The sequence below is a fragment of the Polaromonas glacialis genome (genome assembly GCF_000709345.1).
Taxonomy (GTDB): Bacteria; Pseudomonadota; Gammaproteobacteria; order Burkholderiales; family Burkholderiaceae_C; genus Polaromonas; species Polaromonas glacialis.
The window spans coordinates 3,692,665-3,706,820 of record NZ_KL448323.1 but is presented as its reverse complement, the minus strand read 5'-3'; the positions used below and the strand labels follow the sequence as shown (position 1 = coordinate 3,706,820).

At 64.5% G+C, this 14,156-nt stretch carries 12 protein-coding genes; 2 read left to right on the top strand and 10 right to left on the bottom strand.

Annotation, left to right across the window (positions count from 1 at the left end; translation table 11 throughout):
* Position 1: 1 nt before the first annotated feature.
* Positions 2–949 (bottom strand): glutathione synthase, encoded by a 948-nt coding sequence (gene gshB / locus EC86_RS0118165; RefSeq protein ID WP_029527270.1) that lies wholly within the window; start codon positions 947–949, stop codon positions 2–4.
* Between the two features lie 345 nt (positions 950–1,294).
* Here gshB and EC86_RS0118155 point away from each other — a divergent pair, with 345 nt between their 5' ends.
* Positions 1,295–1,696: a diacylglycerol kinase gene (locus EC86_RS0118155; protein WP_232229932.1), complete on the top strand. Its 402-nt coding sequence runs from the start codon at positions 1,295–1,297 to the stop codon at positions 1,694–1,696.
* A 100-nt stretch (positions 1,697–1,796) separates the two neighbouring features.
* A complete protein-coding gene (locus tag EC86_RS0118150; protein ID WP_156955355.1) occupies positions 1,797–3,800 on the top strand; it encodes a bifunctional DedA family/phosphatase PAP2 family protein in 2,004 nt (667 codons plus the stop codon).
* 79 nt (positions 3,801–3,879) lie between these two features.
* Here EC86_RS0118150 and EC86_RS0118145 read toward each other — a convergent pair whose 3' ends face one another.
* The 9 genes from EC86_RS0118145 to EC86_RS0118115 form a co-directional block, all read right to left on the bottom strand.
* A complete protein-coding gene (locus EC86_RS0118145) occupies positions 3,880–5,748 on the bottom strand; it encodes a potassium transporter Kup (RefSeq protein ID WP_029527264.1) in 1,869 nt (622 codons plus the stop codon).
* Positions 5,745–5,906, bottom strand: coding sequence for a hypothetical protein (locus EC86_RS30000; RefSeq protein WP_232229931.1), 162 nt, complete (start codon positions 5,904–5,906; stop codon positions 5,745–5,747). Before EC86_RS30000 ends, EC86_RS0118145 begins: the two co-directional genes overlap by 4 nt.
* A 40-nt stretch (positions 5,907–5,946) precedes the next feature.
* Positions 5,947–7,242, bottom strand: a complete 1,296-nt coding sequence (gene gshA / locus EC86_RS0118140) for a glutamate--cysteine ligase (protein ID WP_029527263.1) — start codon at positions 7,240–7,242, stop codon at positions 5,947–5,949.
* A gap of 129 nt (positions 7,243–7,371) precedes the next feature.
* Positions 7,372–8,679, bottom strand: a complete 1,308-nt coding sequence (locus tag EC86_RS0118135) for a glutamate-5-semialdehyde dehydrogenase (protein WP_051676047.1) — start codon at positions 8,677–8,679, stop codon at positions 7,372–7,374.
* Positions 8,680–8,746: 67 nt separating this feature from the next.
* Positions 8,747–8,995 (bottom strand): hypothetical protein, encoded by a 249-nt coding sequence (locus EC86_RS30490; protein WP_332258694.1) that lies wholly within the window; start codon positions 8,993–8,995, stop codon positions 8,747–8,749.
* Complete coding sequence (locus tag EC86_RS30485; RefSeq protein ID WP_332258693.1) at positions 8,976–9,326, bottom strand: hemerythrin domain-containing protein; 351 nt, start codon at positions 9,324–9,326, stop codon at positions 8,976–8,978. The genes EC86_RS30490 and EC86_RS30485 overlap by 20 nt, the downstream gene beginning before the upstream one ends.
* Before the next feature lies 1 nt (position 9,327).
* On the bottom strand, positions 9,328–9,735 hold the full coding sequence (locus tag EC86_RS0118125) for a ribonucleotide reductase subunit alpha (RefSeq protein ID WP_029527261.1): 408 nt from the start codon (positions 9,733–9,735) through the stop codon (positions 9,328–9,330).
* A gap of 38 nt (positions 9,736–9,773) precedes the next feature.
* Positions 9,774–10,418 (bottom strand): nitroreductase family protein, encoded by a 645-nt coding sequence (locus EC86_RS0118120; protein WP_051676046.1) that lies wholly within the window; start codon positions 10,416–10,418, stop codon positions 9,774–9,776.
* Between the two features lie 52 nt (positions 10,419–10,470).
* Positions 10,471–14,046: an LAGLIDADG family homing endonuclease gene (locus EC86_RS0118115; RefSeq protein ID WP_029527258.1), complete on the bottom strand. Its 3,576-nt coding sequence runs from the start codon at positions 14,044–14,046 to the stop codon at positions 10,471–10,473.
* Positions 14,047–14,156: the final 110 nt, after the last annotated feature.

Here is a 14,156-nt window from a genome sequence, read left to right as displayed (position 1 = left end):
TTCAGGCCGCCAGCGCGGCCTCCAGCGCGTCGATGAACATCGCCGCCACGTCAAAGCCCATCTGGTCGTGGATTTCCTGGAAGCAGGTCGGGCTGGTGACGTTGATCTCGGTCACGTAGTCGCCAATCACATCGACGCCAGCCAGCAGCAGGCCGCGCGAAGCCAGGATCGGCCCCAGCGCTTCGGCGATTTCATAATCCCGCGCGGACAGCGGCTGCGCCACGCCCACGCCGCCGGCGGCCAGGTTGCCGCGCACCTCGCTGCCCTGCGGAATGCGCGCCAGGCTGAAGGGCACCGGCTTGCCGCCGATCACCAGCACGCGCTTGTCGCCCTTGACGATTTCGGGCAGGAACTTTTGCACCATCAGGCTTTGCGCGCCATGGCGGTTCAGCGTCTCGGTGATCGAGCCGAGGTTCAGGCCGTCCGGCCCGACCCGGAAAATGCCCATGCCGCCCATGCCGTCGAGCGGCTTGAGGATGATGTCCTGGTGCTCGGCATGAAAGCGCTTGATGTCCTCGGCGTCGCGCGTCACCAGCGTCGGGCCGATGAACTGCGGAAACTCCATGATGGCGAGTTTTTCGGGGTGGTCGCGCAGCGCGCGTGGCTTGTTAAAGACCCGGGCGCCCTCGCGCTCGCCTTGCTCCAGCAGGTGCGTGGCGTAGAAATACTCGCTGTCGAACGGCGGGTCTTTTCGCATCAGCACGGCGCCGACGTCCTTCAGCGCCACCGCGCGCGTGCCGGTTTCGGCGAACCAGTTGTCTGCATCGCCGGTGAGCGTGATGTCGCGCACATGCGCCATCACCGGCGAGCCGCGCTGCCACATCAGGTCCTGCTGCTCGCAGGCGCTGATGCGGTGGCCGCGCCGCTGCGCCTCGCGCATCATGGCAAAAGTGGTGTCCTTGTAGATCTTGAAGGACTCCAGCGGATCGGCGATAAATAGGATGTTCATGGGTTTTTAAGTGACGCAAAGGTGGTGAGGGTGGGCACCGGCCCGGAGGCGGGCGCCTGGTGCGGCTGCCCGTATTGTTGTCCAAACAGCGCGACCCTGCCCCCAAAGGCCAAGCCGGACCGCAGCAGGGCAAGGCCCGCCGTGAAGGCAGACCGCCGGAACGCTTTGAAAAACCGCATCGAAAAATGCGGACAAGGCTGCTTTGCGCTTAGCCTCTGCAGGCAAATGGTGGCGCCAGAACCTGATATTCCATCAGTGCGGCGTACTATAAAAAGCATAGCTGCTTCCCCTTATCTATAGAGCGCCAAAGGCATTTTTAACGCCTGGATTTGATTCATAATCAAAATGAATCCCCTTCTGTCTCACCGGCAGCGCGAACTGGAACATCACATGAAGAATCAATCATTCAGTCGCCGGCTCGGTTTTGCCAGCCAGGGCGTGCGCATCGCATGGCGGGGTGAATCGAGCTTTCGTCAACAGGTCCTTGTTTCCCTCGGGGTGCTGGTCATTCTTTTATGGCGTCGCCCCGCCATGGTCTGGTGGGCGCTGTTGCTGATGAACTGCGGGCTCGTATTGGCCGCGGAGTTGTTCAATACCGCCCTGGAGCACGCACTGGACCGCCTCCATCCGGAGCGGCATCCGGCCATTGAAGTGGCCAAGGACTGCAGTGCCGGCGCGGTGCTGCTGCTCAGCCTGACGGGCGTTTGCGTATTTGTCGCCTTCCTGGTGGCAACCTGGCCGTCCTAGCCAGGGAGCATCGGCCCGCATTTCCTGCTGCCTGCATGACAAAGATGCCTGGTTGCTGCTTTAATTAATCCGCATTAAGAATGACAAGGCGGGATGCTTGATGGAGTCGCATTTACACGCGCTGATCGCTTACTTTTCAGCCCACCCGCAACTGGCGCTGGGCGCGGTCTTTGCGGCGTCGCTGCTGGAGTCTGTGGCCGTGATTGGCACGGTTGTTCCCGGCAGCGCCATCGTCTTCGCGGGAGGGATGCTGATCGGGCTCGGCGAACTCAATCCCTGGTGGGCCGCAGCGATGGCCGTGTCCGGCGCCGTCATGGGCGACGGCATCAGTTATTGGCTGGGACATCATTTCCAGGACAGCATTCGCACCGTTTGGCCGCTGAAGCAATTCCCTGCATTGCTTGAACGGGGACAGCTGTATTTCGAGAAGAACGGTGGCAAGAGCGTGTTTTTCGGCCGCTTCCTTGGACCGGTGCGGGCCATCGTTCCGGTGGTGGCCGGCATGACAGGGATGCCGGCCAGACGGTTTTATGCCATGAACCTGTTGTCGGCGCTGGCCTGGGCGGCCGCCCACCTGCTGCCAGGACTGCTTTTTGGCGCCTCGCTTCAACTGGCCGGCGCCGTGAGCTCCAGGCTGGTCGCCGTGCTGCTCATCATCGCGGCATTTTCTTGGGCCCTCAGCAAGCTGGTCCGGCTCGCCTATCACCAGGTCTGGCCGCGCGTGAAGCGGCTTCGGGATCGCGCTGTCGCGCAGGCGCACCGGAAACCCGGTCCGTTCGCCACGGTCGTGCTGTCACTGCTCGATCCGGCCCGGGCAGAGTCTCCCGCCTTGCTGACGGCCGCGCTGCTCCTGACGGGCGGCGTCTGGCTGTTTTTGGGCATCGTGGAAGACGTGACTTCGAACGACCCGCTGATCCAGATCGATCAACTGATTTACGCAGCATTGCAGGGTGTGCGCACGGCCTGGGGCGACCGCCTCATGGTGGCCGTCACCGAGGCCGGGGGCGCGGTGGGCACGGGCTTTCTCATTGCAGGCGTGTCCTTGTTGTTGGCCATCAGACGGCGCTGGCGAACGCTCGGCTACTGGCTCGCGGCCATCGGCATGGCCGAGATTTTTGTGGTGCTGCTGAAATACACGCTGGGACGCGCGCGGCCCCACAACATTTACACGGGCCTTGCACAGTTTTCATTTCCAAGCGGGCACGCCACGTCAAGCATCGTGGCCTACGGTTTTTTGGCATTCTTGCTCGCGCGCGGGAAATCCGACCGGGGCAAGATCGCCATCACGCTGCTGGCCGCTGCCGTCATCAGCTTGATCGCGTTTTCCCGCCTTTACCTGGGCGTGCACTGGTTTTCAGACGTGCTGGCAGGCATGAGCCTGGGTCTGGCCTGGGTGGCGTTGCTCAGCATTGCCTATATTCATCATGCGGCCCGCGAGCGGGTCAGACCATGGCCGCTGTTGCTGGTGGTCGTGGCAGCACTGGGGCTGACGGCCGGCTTTTATGCCGGCGACCGCTACCGCGCCGAGATTGGCCGCTATGCGGTGCGTCCGGTATCGGAAACCGCGCCGCTTGACGACTGGGCGGGCGCGGGCTGGCGCCGGTTGCCCGCTTGGCGCTCAGAGCTTGACGGGGAAACCGAGGAGCCGTTGGCGCTTCAGTGGGCCGGGACCTCCAGCCAGATCGCCGGAACGCTGCGGGCATCCGGATGGCAAACGCCCGAAACATGGACCCTGAAGTCCTCGTTGCCCTGGCTGCTGCCCACGCTGCAGATCCAGCAGCTCCCGGTGTTGCCGAAGTTCCATCACGGTGAAGTACCACAAATCACCTTCGTCAAGGTCCTCGATACCAATGAACGCCTGGTGCTTCGACTCTGGCCGTTGGACCGGCAGGTCAGGCCGGACCCGGCACTGCCAGCGCGCCCGCTATGGATCGGCATGGTGGCAACGGAGCGGCTGCTTCACCCCGGCGGCATGATCACGCTGGCCAGTACCGGCAAGGATTTCGATACCCCCTTGCGCATCCTGGTCCGGGACCTGCAAGACCAGCACTGGTCGGTGCAGAGCCGGGGAAAACCGGACCGGCGGGTCTGGCTGGCTTGGTGACGGCGCCGCGAGGGTATTCGTTGTGGCTGCGCGCTGACTTTTAGGGCGCCGTGCCCGCCAGCCCCGACGCAAACGCCACTCAGATCTCGATCTTGCTGCCGAGTTCCACCACCGAGTTGTTCGGCAGGTTCAGGAAGTCGGCGGCGCCGCTGGCGTTGTGGTGCATCTGCGCAAACAGCTTTTCACGCCACTGCGACATGCCGGTGCCAATGGTTGGGATCACCGTGTCGCGCGACAGGAAGTAACTGGTCGTCATGGGTTCGAGCTGGCAGCCCCGGTTCTTGATTTGCTGCAGCGCCCTGGGCAGGTCCAGGTCGTTCTTGAAGCCGTAATGCACGTTGACCTGCCAGCAGTCGTGGCCCAGCGACTCGACCTGCAGCCGCTTGTCCATGCCGATCCACGGCACTTCATGGTTGACCACGGTGACGAACAGGTTCTGCTCGTGCAGCACCTTGTTGTGCTTGAGGTTGTGCAGCATGGCGTTGGGCACGATGCCCGGCTCGGCGGTCATGAAGACGGCCGTGCCCTCGACGCGCTGCGGCGGGCTGACGAATACCGCATCGAGGAAGCTCGGCAGGTCGATGGCATCGACACGCAGCTTTTCATTGAGCAGGCGCCGGCCTTCCTTCCAGGTGATCATCAAGGTGAACACCGCCCCGCCAATGACCAGCGGAAACCAGCCGCCGGCGAACAGCTTCATCAGGTTCGAGGCAAAAAACGCGAAATCGACGGCGAAAAACACGCTGGTCGCGGCAATGCACAGCCACAGCGGGTATTTCCAGCCGTAGCGAATCACGTAGAAGGTTAGCACCGTGGTGATCAGCATGTCGGTGCAGACCGCGATGCCGTAGGCCGCCGCCAGGTTGCTCGACGAGCGGAACATCACCACCGCCAGCACGATGGTGACAAACAGGCCCCAGTTGACGAAGGGCATGTAGATCTGGCCGGTGTCGCGCACGCTGGTGTGCTCGATGCGCAGCCGGGGCAGGTAGCCCATCTGGATGGCCTGCTTGGTGACGCTGAAGGCGCCGGTGATCAGCGCCTGCGAGGCAATCACCGTGGCCAGCGTGGCCAGCCCGACCAGCGGGATCAGGGCCCAGTCGGGCGCCATCAGGTAAAACGGATTCTTGACCGCTTCCGGATTGCTCAGCAACAGCGCGCCCTGGCCGAAATAGTTCAGCACCAAGGAAGGCATGACGACCGAGAACCAGGCCAGCCGGATCGGTTTCTTGCCGAAGTGGCCCAGGTCGGCATACAGCGCCTCGGCGCCGGTCACGCACAGCACCACCGCGCCCAGGATGATGAAGGTGGTGCCCGGGTTGTTCCACATGAACGTCAAGGCGTAATACGGATTAATCGCCAGCAGGATCTCGGGGTGGGTCACGATCTGGGACACGCCCAGGATGGCCAGCACCGCGAACCAGACGATGGTGATCGGGCCGAAGAACTTGCCGATGCCCGCCGTTCCATGCTTTTGCACGGCAAACAAGATGAACAGGATCACCAGCGTGACAGGAATCACCGCCCGGGTGAAGGTGGGCGAAATCACCTCCAGGCCCTCGACCGCCGACAGCACCGAGATGGCCGGCGTGATGACGCCGTCGCCATAAAACAGCGAAGTGCCGAAGATGCCGACCAGCAGCAAGACCCTGCGCAACTGCGGCCGGTCCTGCACGGCGGTGGAGGCCAGCGCCAGCATGGCGATCAGCCCGCCTTCGCCGTGGTTGTCGGCGCGCAGCACCAGCGTGACATATTTCAGCGAAACAATGACGGTCAGCGTCCAGAAGAAGATCGACAGGATGCCGTACACGTTGTCGGGGGTGAACGGAACATGCCCGGAGCCGAAAACCTCCTTCATGGCATACAGGACGCTGGTGCCGATGTCGCCGTAGACAACGCCGATGGCGCCCACGGTGAGCACGGCAAGAGATGATTTTTGACTTGTCACAAAAGCTGCCCGTCTTGGAAAAAGGAACGGATTCGAATGCTGCCCAAAGCGGCCATGGCCGATGAAAAGCTTGTCGAAAGGTTCGCCATTTTGCCCCAGCCTGCGGGTTTGCCGCCAGCAAGGGCCTGCCATCTGGACAAACAGGAATTGTGTTGCACGGCAACAACCTTCCGGTCCACACCCTGCCCGACCGCACGCTTAGTCGTAAACCTCGGCATCCGGATCGGTCGCTTCGAGTTCGTAGCTGGCCGCCAGCATGGCCAGCCGGGCCACCACGCCGTACATGTAGAAGCGGTTCGGGCCGCTGGAGCCGGGCTTTTCACCGTTTTGCGGCAGCCGGCCGCTGTCTGAAAACGACAGCGACTCGTAACGCGCACCGGGCGCGTTGAGGTTCTCGTCCACGCCGCGCTCGGCATGCACCCGGTAAAAGCCGCCGACCACATAGCGGTCCATCAGGTAGACCACCGGCTCGGCCACGGCACCCTCGATGCGCTCGTTGGTCAGCACGCCTTCCTGGATGATGATTTCGGACGGCGGCATGCCGTCGCGCACCGCGCCGGGCCGGACTTTGGACTTGCGGCCGAGCGTTTCGAGTTCCTTGGCGTCATGCACGGTGATGACGCCCAGGCCCGAGGTGCCGTTGTCGGGCTTGACCATGACGAAGGGCTTTTCGTTGATGCCGTATTCCTTGTACTTGCGCTTGATGCGCGACAGCAGCGCATCGACATGCGTCGTCAAGCAATCCATGCCCCGCCCCTGGGCCAAGTCCACGTCATCGCACTGGGCAAACAGCGGGTTGATCAGCCACGGGTCAATGCCCAGCAGCTTGCCAAAACGCTTGGAAATCTCTTCATACGCCTTGAAATGGTTGGACTTGCGGCGCACCGTCCAGCCGGCGTGCAGCGGCGGCAGCAGGTACTGCTCGTGCAGGTCTTCCAGCATGCCGGGAATGCCGGCCGACAGGTCGTTGTTGAGCAAGATGGTGCAGGGATCGAAATCCTTCAGCCCGAGCCGCCGGTCGGTGCGGATCAGCGGCTCCAGCACCAGGCTTTCGCCGTCGGGCAGCTGCACCGTGGTCGGCTCCTTGATGTCCGGGCTCAGCGAGCCGAAACGCACATTCAGGCCGGCCTGGTGAAAAATGCGCTTGAGCTGCAGGACGTTGGCCAGGTAAGCAGGGTTGCGCGGCTGGTGTTCGGGCACGACCAGCAAGTTGCGTGCTTCGGGGCAGATTTTTTCAATCGCGGCCATGGCGGCCTGCACCGCCAGCGGCATCATCTGCGGCGTGAGATGGTCCCAGCCGCCCGGAAACAGGTTGGTGTCAACGGGCGCGAGCTTGAAGCCGGCGTTGCGGATATCGACCGAGCTGTAGAACGGCGGCGTGTGCTCCATCCATTCGAGCCGGAACCAGCGCTCGATGGCCGGCGTGGTGTCCAGGATGCGCTGCTCAAGCTCGTTGATGGGGCCGGTCAGGGCAGTAATGAGGTGCGGAACCATGCGGCCACTTTCGATGGGAATATCGTTATCTTGTTCGGTTATGCCGAATTCTAGGGCCTGTGAATCGCCAGCCCTCCGACTGGCGCTGCAGATGGGGAAATGGCCTACAAGGCGAAAGACGCCAGCCGATCAGCTGCGCACTTCGCCCTGGCCCAGCACCACGTACTTGAGCGAGGTCAGGCCTTCGATGCCGACCGGCCCGCGCGCATGGAACTTGTCGGTGCTGATGCCGATTTCCGCGCCCAGGCCGAACTCGAAACCATCGGCAAAGCGCGTGCTGGCGTTGACCATCACGCTGGCCGAATCGACTTCGCGGAGAAAACGCTGGGCATGCATGTGGTCGCGCGTCACGATGGCGTCGGTGTGGTGGCTGGAATAGTGGTTGATGTGCGCAATCGCCTCGTCCACGCCAGCCACGACCTTGATGCTGATGACCGGCGCCAGGTATTCCTCGGACCAGTCCTGCTCGCTGGCCGGGACAATCGTTGCTATGGATTCAATAGCTGATTGTGCCCGCAGGATATCGCTAGAGGCCTCATCGCAGCGCATTTCCACGCCCTTGGCGGCGTAGATGGCGCCGATCAGCGGCAGGAACTCGGCGGCCACGCCGCGCGCGACCAATAAACCCTCGGTGGCGTTGCACGGGCTGTATTTCTGCGTCTTGGCGTTGTCGGCGATTTTCACGGCCATGGCGATGTCGCACGGGTCATCGACATAGACGTGGCAGTTGCCGTCCAGGTGCTTGATGACCGGCACTTTCGCATCGCGGCTGATGCGCTCGATCAGCCCCTTGCCGCCACGCGGAATGATCACGTCCACATACTGCGGCATGGCGATGAGAATGCCGACGGCTTCGCGGTCGGTGGTGCCGACCAATTGCACGGCCTCGGGCGGTAATCCGGACTCCTGCAGCGCTTGCTGCACCAAGGCAGCCAGCGCCTTGTTCGACTCGATGGCCTCTGAGCCGCCGCGCAGGATGCAGGCGTTGCCGCTCTTGATGGCCAGGCTGGCCGCCTCGATGGTGACGTTCGGGCGGCTCTCGTAGATCATGCCGAAGACGCCGATGGGCACGCGCATCTGGCCGACGCGGATGCCGCTGGGCTGTTCCTTCATGCCGATGATCTCGCCGATCACGTCGGGCATCGCGGCCAGCTGCTCGCAGCCGAGCGCGACGGTTTCCAGGTCTTTGGCGCCGAGCTTGAGGCGGTCCAGCAGCGGCCCGGCCAGTCCGCCGGCGGCGGCCCGGTCCAGGTCGCGCTGGTTGGCGGCCTGCAGTTCGGCCAAGCTTTGCCGCAGCAGTTTCGCCAATCCGAGGAGTGCTCTGTTTTTAATAGCTGCAGGCGCCCGTGCGATATGCGCGGAAGCCGTTTTTGCCTGTAAACCCATGGCTTGCATGAGTTTTTCCAGCTCGCTGCCGGCTGCGCTGGCGGGGGTCATGTCGTTTGGAAAAGTGGACGCGTTCATGCCCCGTATTTTGCCTGCGTCACCAAGCCGGCGAGCGGCGCTACGTTTTGGGGCTGACACCCCGGCGCTGCATCATGTCTTCGCTCATCGCCTCCAGCCCGGCGGGCGACAGGCTTGCCTCGGCTGCAGGATAGGCGATGCCGTTTTCGTCGTCCAGGTGCTGGCGGTACAAGGCGGCGAACTGCTTCAGGGTGGCCGTCTGGTCCGGCGTGAACGTCAGGCAAGCGGAGTCAAGGCTGTCGGCGACGGCTTGCAGCGTGCATCTGGCGTCAACCCAGGCCGTTTCCATCCGCCGGTGGTCCTGTGTCAAGCGCTGCGCCAGTTCGCGCCGCGTCCGGTCCGGCGAGCAGCGGCGGGAACACATGCAGTTCCTCGTCCTGGTGGCGCAGCGGCGCGGCCAGGTCGAAATAGCGCATCACGTCGCGCGCCGCCTGGCGGGCCGGCGCGTCGCAGCCTTTGTCGAGCAGGTGCTGCTGGAGCTTTTTCTGCAGCGCCAGCATGCGCTCGACCCGGTCGTGGCAGGTGGCCAGCATCTCGAAGGGCGCCTCGAATCCGGCGGCCGGCGCGCGGTGGCCGGGCATCAGCACCGGGTGCGTCGTGGGTCGGGCGGCGCTTGCCATGTCAGCCGATCTGGACGGTGTGACCCTGGGTGTCGAAGGGAATGTAGCCGCCATGCTCGCCGCGCTTGATGGCCTCGACCATGCGCTGCAGCGGCTCCTCGGCCTCTTCGCTGGTGGGTGCCCGCTTGCCCTTTCCCGACAGGGCGGCGGCAAACACGATGCCCCAAGGCTGTGGGCCAAACTGGCTGGCCTCATCGGCCAGCGTGGCAAACGACGCCAGCTCGTCGGGGCGCTTGTCCACGCACATCAACGGATGCAGCGCGCCGCCCTGCCCGGCCTCGAAACGCTCGCGCTGCGCGGGCGTCGCGTCGTCCGGCAGCTCGACGCCGGCAAAGACAAACAGCAGGCGCTGCGGCTCGGGCTGGCCGCGGGCGGCTTGCAGCAGGTCGTCAAAAGTCGAAATGTCCATGGGATATCCATTCAAAGAAAAAAAGTGGCAAAGGCGGATTAAAAACCCGCCACCGTGCCGCCGTCTGGCGAAAGGGTGCTGGCGAAGTCGCCAGGGGCGGGCCGCAGGCGGGCGAGCTTACGCGACTGCACCGTGCCAATGCTGACGAAGCACAGCGCGTGTTCGCCGGGCGCCAGGCCGAACAGCGTGCGCAGGCCGGCGGACTTGAGCGCCTTGCCGCTGGTCAGCGCCGAACCGTAGCCCAGCGCGGTGGCCATGAGCAGCATGTTCTGCACCGCACAGCCGGCCGAAACGATGCGTTCAAACAAATCGATGTCCGGGTCGCCGCGTTGCCCGTCCACGATGGCCAGCAGCAGCAAGGGCGAGCGGTGCGCTTTTTCACGCGCTTGCGCCACCTGCTCAAGCGTGGCGGCGGCGTCGCGCTCGACCAGCGCCGCGCCAAACACCTCGGCCAGCCGGGCGCGCGCCGCCTGCGGCACCCGCACGAAGCGCCAGGGCAGGATCTGGCCGTGGTCGGGCGCGGTGGCGGCGGCGTCCAGGATCAGGCCGAGTTGCTTGCGGTCGGGACCGGGCTCGGCCAGGCGCTTGGGCAGGATGGTCTGGCGCGACTGCATGAGCGCCGCGGCCAGCGCCGCCATGTCTTTGTCGGCCAGCGCTTGGGCCGGTTCAGCCAGGATGTTCATCGGTTTTTTACCCTTGGGCCAAGTCAGCCGTCAAAGCGCAGGCGACGGGCGTTCATCCGCAAGTGCCCAGATGGCCGCACTGGGTGCAGTAGTCGCAGCCGTCCTTGCGGATCACCGCATGGGCGCCGCATTCGCTGCATTTCTTGCCGGCCATGACCGGTGGCGCCAGGCTGGACGACACCTGCGCGGGTTCTGCCGGCGGCAGGCTGGCCGGCGCCTGGGCGGCGCGCCGGGCGATGATGTTCTGCACCGCATAGGCAATCGCCGCCACTTCGGAGTCGTGCCACAGCGGCACGCGGGTGCCGTCGGCTTTCTCGTAGGTGCCCAGCCGCACCGGGCCGCGGTCCCAGGCGACCTTGCGCATGTCGCTGAGCGCGCGCTCCAGGAAGCCGCCGCGCGCGGCCAGCGACAGCATGCGCATGCTCGACGTGATCCATTGCTGCGATTCGCCGCTTTGGCCCACCGGCATGAAGAATTCGATGGCGCGGTCGACCATGCCCGCGCCGCTGGCGGCGGGCACCGGCAGGAAGGACACGACGATGTACAGCGTCTTGTGGCCTTCCTGCGTCCAGTACTCGACTTTTTCGGCCACCGCCGACAGCGCACCCTTGGGCCGGCTTTCGATCACCGTGCGCATCGGGTCCACCGGCGCGGCGACGGCTGCTGCGGCGGGCGTGGCTTCGGGGCTGGCATGGACTTCCAGCACCGAGCCCAGGATGGCATTGGGCCGGTAGGTGGCCAGGCCCTTGAGGCCGGCGCGCCAGGCCTGGTGGTACAGGCTCTTGAAGTCGTTGTAGGCGTAGTCGGCCGGCACGTTGACAGTCTTGGAAATGGCCGTGTCGATGAAGGGCTGCACCGCCTGCATCATCGCGATGTGGCTGGTGGCCGACATGCTCAGCGCCGAGACGAAATAGTCCGGCAGCTGGTTCACGTCGCCGCCGAGTTCGCGGTACAGCCGCCAGGCATGGTCCTCGACCGCATATTCGCTGGTGCTGCCGTCGGACTCGCGCTTCTTGCGCTTGTACATCCACGAAAACGCCGGCTCGATGCCGTTGGAGGCATTGTCGGCAAAGGCCAGGCTGACCGTGCCGGTGGGCGCAATCGACAGCAGATGGCTGTTGCGGATTCCCTGGGTGCGGATGGCCTGCTGCAGTTCGGCCGGCAGGCGGCTGGCAAAGGTGCCGGGGGCCAGGTAGCCGTCGGCATCGAACTTGGGGAAAGCGCCCTTTTCCTCCGCCAGCGCGACGGAGGCGGCATAGGCAGCATCGCGCATCCGCACGGCAATCCGGGCGGCCATGTCACGCCCCTCGGGCGCGTCGTAGCGCAGGCGCAGCATGGTCAGCGCATTGCCCAGGCCGGTGAAGCCCACGCCGATGCGGCGCTTGGCGGACGATTCGGCCTGCTGCTGCGGCAAGGGCCAGAAGGTCACTTCCAGCACGTTGTCGAGCGCGCGCACCTGGGTCGCGACCGACGCCTCGAACGCCTCGAAGTCGAATTCGGGCTCGCCGCCAAAGCCAAACGGATGGCGCACGAAGCGCGTCAGAATGATCGGTCCGAGGTCGCAACAACCATAAGGCGGAAGTGGTTGTTCGCCGCAATTGTGTACATACAGACCATTGGCGTCGAACGCATGGACATCGGCCACGGTGACATCGAACACTTCTTCCAAACCGTCTTCGCTCAGCGACTCGACGGTGGCGGTGAAGCGCTCGCGGTTCAGGCTGCGGCTGTAAGCGCCCAAGGCCTGTTCCAGCCGCTCGGCCTTGGCGGTGTCGGCAAAGCCGATGCGCTCAGCATAGATGCGCAGGTTGTCGCCGCTGATGATCAGTTCGTGCTGTGCCTGCGTCGCGTAGAGCTTGCGCCCGCCCCGCCCGTCGGGCAGAAGGCGCTCTTGCGCCAGCCGGCGGTTTTGGTGGATCGCCGAGGCAATGCCCAGGCGCAGCAGCATGCGCTGCGCCGTTTGCAACAAAGGCAAATCACTTTGGGACAGACGCACGGTGACGCCGTTTTCCTGAGTGCCCTGCACTGAGCCATCTGCGTCAAACAGGCCGCGCAACAACCCTGCAGCAAAAGCAGAAGAGGCTTTTTCCATCGCAGGCGTGAGCGTTTTGTGTCCCGGTCTCATCCCCATTTCATGCGCCAGACGCCGCACCGCACCCGACGCCATGCGCGCCTCGCCTCGCCCGGCAATCGGGCGCTGGAAACCGCAAAAATCGGCCCGGTGCGACAGCGTGGCCGCCGCCGCTTGCGCCGCCTGCACGATGCCGGCAGCCCCGGTTGATGCATAGGCAATGGCGCCGTTGCCGACGGCTTTGAGTTCGGGCGCCCAGAGGGAAATCACTGCCTTGTCGCTTTTCAGCGTCCCGTCGCCCACCAATAGACCAAGCAGATAGCCTTCGGCCCCGGTGCCCACGCCATCCCAGCCGCCTAGAGCTCGATGGTCGTGCAGCAAAATTTCATCACCGGGCTGCAACTGCCCGGCGGCGATCCATTCCGCTTGTAGCAGGTAGCGAGTCTTGCGCGCAACGCGCCGCACCCGGTGGTCGGCCGTGAGACGCAAAGTCTGGCCTTCGCGCGTTTTGAGCACCAGCACGGGCTTGCAGCCGGTGCTGAAAAAGCCTTCGCTCTCCACCGCATAAGCCCGGCTATCCACCACGGCCGTGAAACGCTGGCCAATCAGGTCAGCCACCTGCGCCGGGCCGTTGGCCGTCATGACCCAAGTGTCAGCCGTGACGCAAGGATTGGTCGCGGCAATCGACTCGCAGTAGCGCAGGTTGTTGTCCGTGTTGATGTTGTCGAGGAACAAAATGCCCGGCTCGGCAAAGTCGTAGGTCGACTTCATCACGGTGTCCCACAGCTCGCGCGCGGCCACGGTCTGGTAGACCCACAGGCCGTCGGCGCGCTGGAAGCCGCCTTTGGCGATCAGGGCGGCGCCGGGCTTGGCCTTGTGGACCAGTTCCCAGGGCTGGTCGTCGTTCAGCGCCTGCATGAACGCGTCCGACATGCCGACCGACACGTTGAAGTTGTTCCAGCGGCCGGGCGTGCGCTTGGCGGTGATGAATTCCATTACGTCCGGATGGTCGATGCGCAGCACGCCCATCTGCGCGCCGCGCCGTGCGCCGGCGCTTTCCACCGTGGAACACGACTGGTCGAACACGTTGATGTAGCTGCACGGGCCAGATGCCATCGACGACGTGCCCTTGACCTCGGCATTGCGCGGGCGGATGCGGGAAAAGTCGTAGCCGACGCCGCCGCCGCGCCGCATGGTTTCGGCGGCCTCGCGCAGTGCTTCGTAAATGCCGGGGTAGCCGCCGTCGTCAAAGCCCTGGATGCAGTCGCCCACCGGCTGCACGAAGCAGTTGATGAGCGTGGCCTGGATGGCCGTGCCTGCCGCACTCATGATGCGGCCCGCGCCAATCGCGCCGGCATGCAGGTTTTCGAGGAACAGCGCCTCGTGCTTCTCGCGCTCGGCGGGCAGCTCGACCGACGCCAGCGCCCGCGCCACGCGCCGGTACACGTCTTCGAGGCCACTTTCGCCGGGCTTGAGGTATTTTTCCTTCAGCACGTCGTGGCTGATGGGCTGGGTGGCGGTCAGGTCTTGCGGCCGGCCGAAATGTTCGCGCTTCATGGGTGTTTTTCCTCGGGAAAGGCTGCGGGGCGAACACCGCCGGGCAGCCGTTGAATGGGTTGATGCAGCCGCCGCGCCCTGGATGGGAAGGCCGCCGCCCGCTGTCTGGC

Coding starts and splice junctions, on each gene's coding strand:
- gshB (WP_029527270.1), bottom strand. CDS start 949: ATGAACATCCTATTTATCGCCGATCCGCTGGAGTCCTTCAAGATCTAC.
- EC86_RS0118155 (WP_232229932.1), top strand. CDS start 1,295: ATGAATCCCCTTCTGTCTCACCGGCAGCGCGAACTGGAACATCACATG.
- EC86_RS0118150 (WP_156955355.1), top strand. CDS start 1,797: ATGGAGTCGCATTTACACGCGCTGATCGCTTACTTTTCAGCCCACCCG.
- gshA (WP_029527263.1), bottom strand. CDS start 7,242: ATGGTTCCGCACCTCATTACTGCCCTGACCGGCCCCATCAACGAGCTT.
- EC86_RS0118135 (WP_051676047.1), bottom strand. CDS start 8,679: ATGACCCCCGCCAGCGCAGCCGGCAGCGAGCTGGAAAAACTCATGCAA.
- EC86_RS30490 (WP_332258694.1), bottom strand. CDS start 8,995: ATGGAAACGGCCTGGGTTGACGCCAGATGCACGCTGCAAGCCGTCGCC.
- EC86_RS30485 (WP_332258693.1), bottom strand. CDS start 9,326: ATGGCAAGCGCCGCCCGACCCACGACGCACCCGGTGCTGATGCCCGGC.
- EC86_RS0118125 (WP_029527261.1), bottom strand. CDS start 9,735: ATGGACATTTCGACTTTTGACGACCTGCTGCAAGCCGCCCGCGGCCAG.
- EC86_RS0118120 (WP_051676046.1), bottom strand. CDS start 10,418: ATGAACATCCTGGCTGAACCGGCCCAAGCGCTGGCCGACAAAGACATG.
- EC86_RS0118115 (WP_029527258.1), bottom strand. CDS start 14,046: ATGAAGCGCGAACATTTCGGCCGGCCGCAAGACCTGACCGCCACCCAG.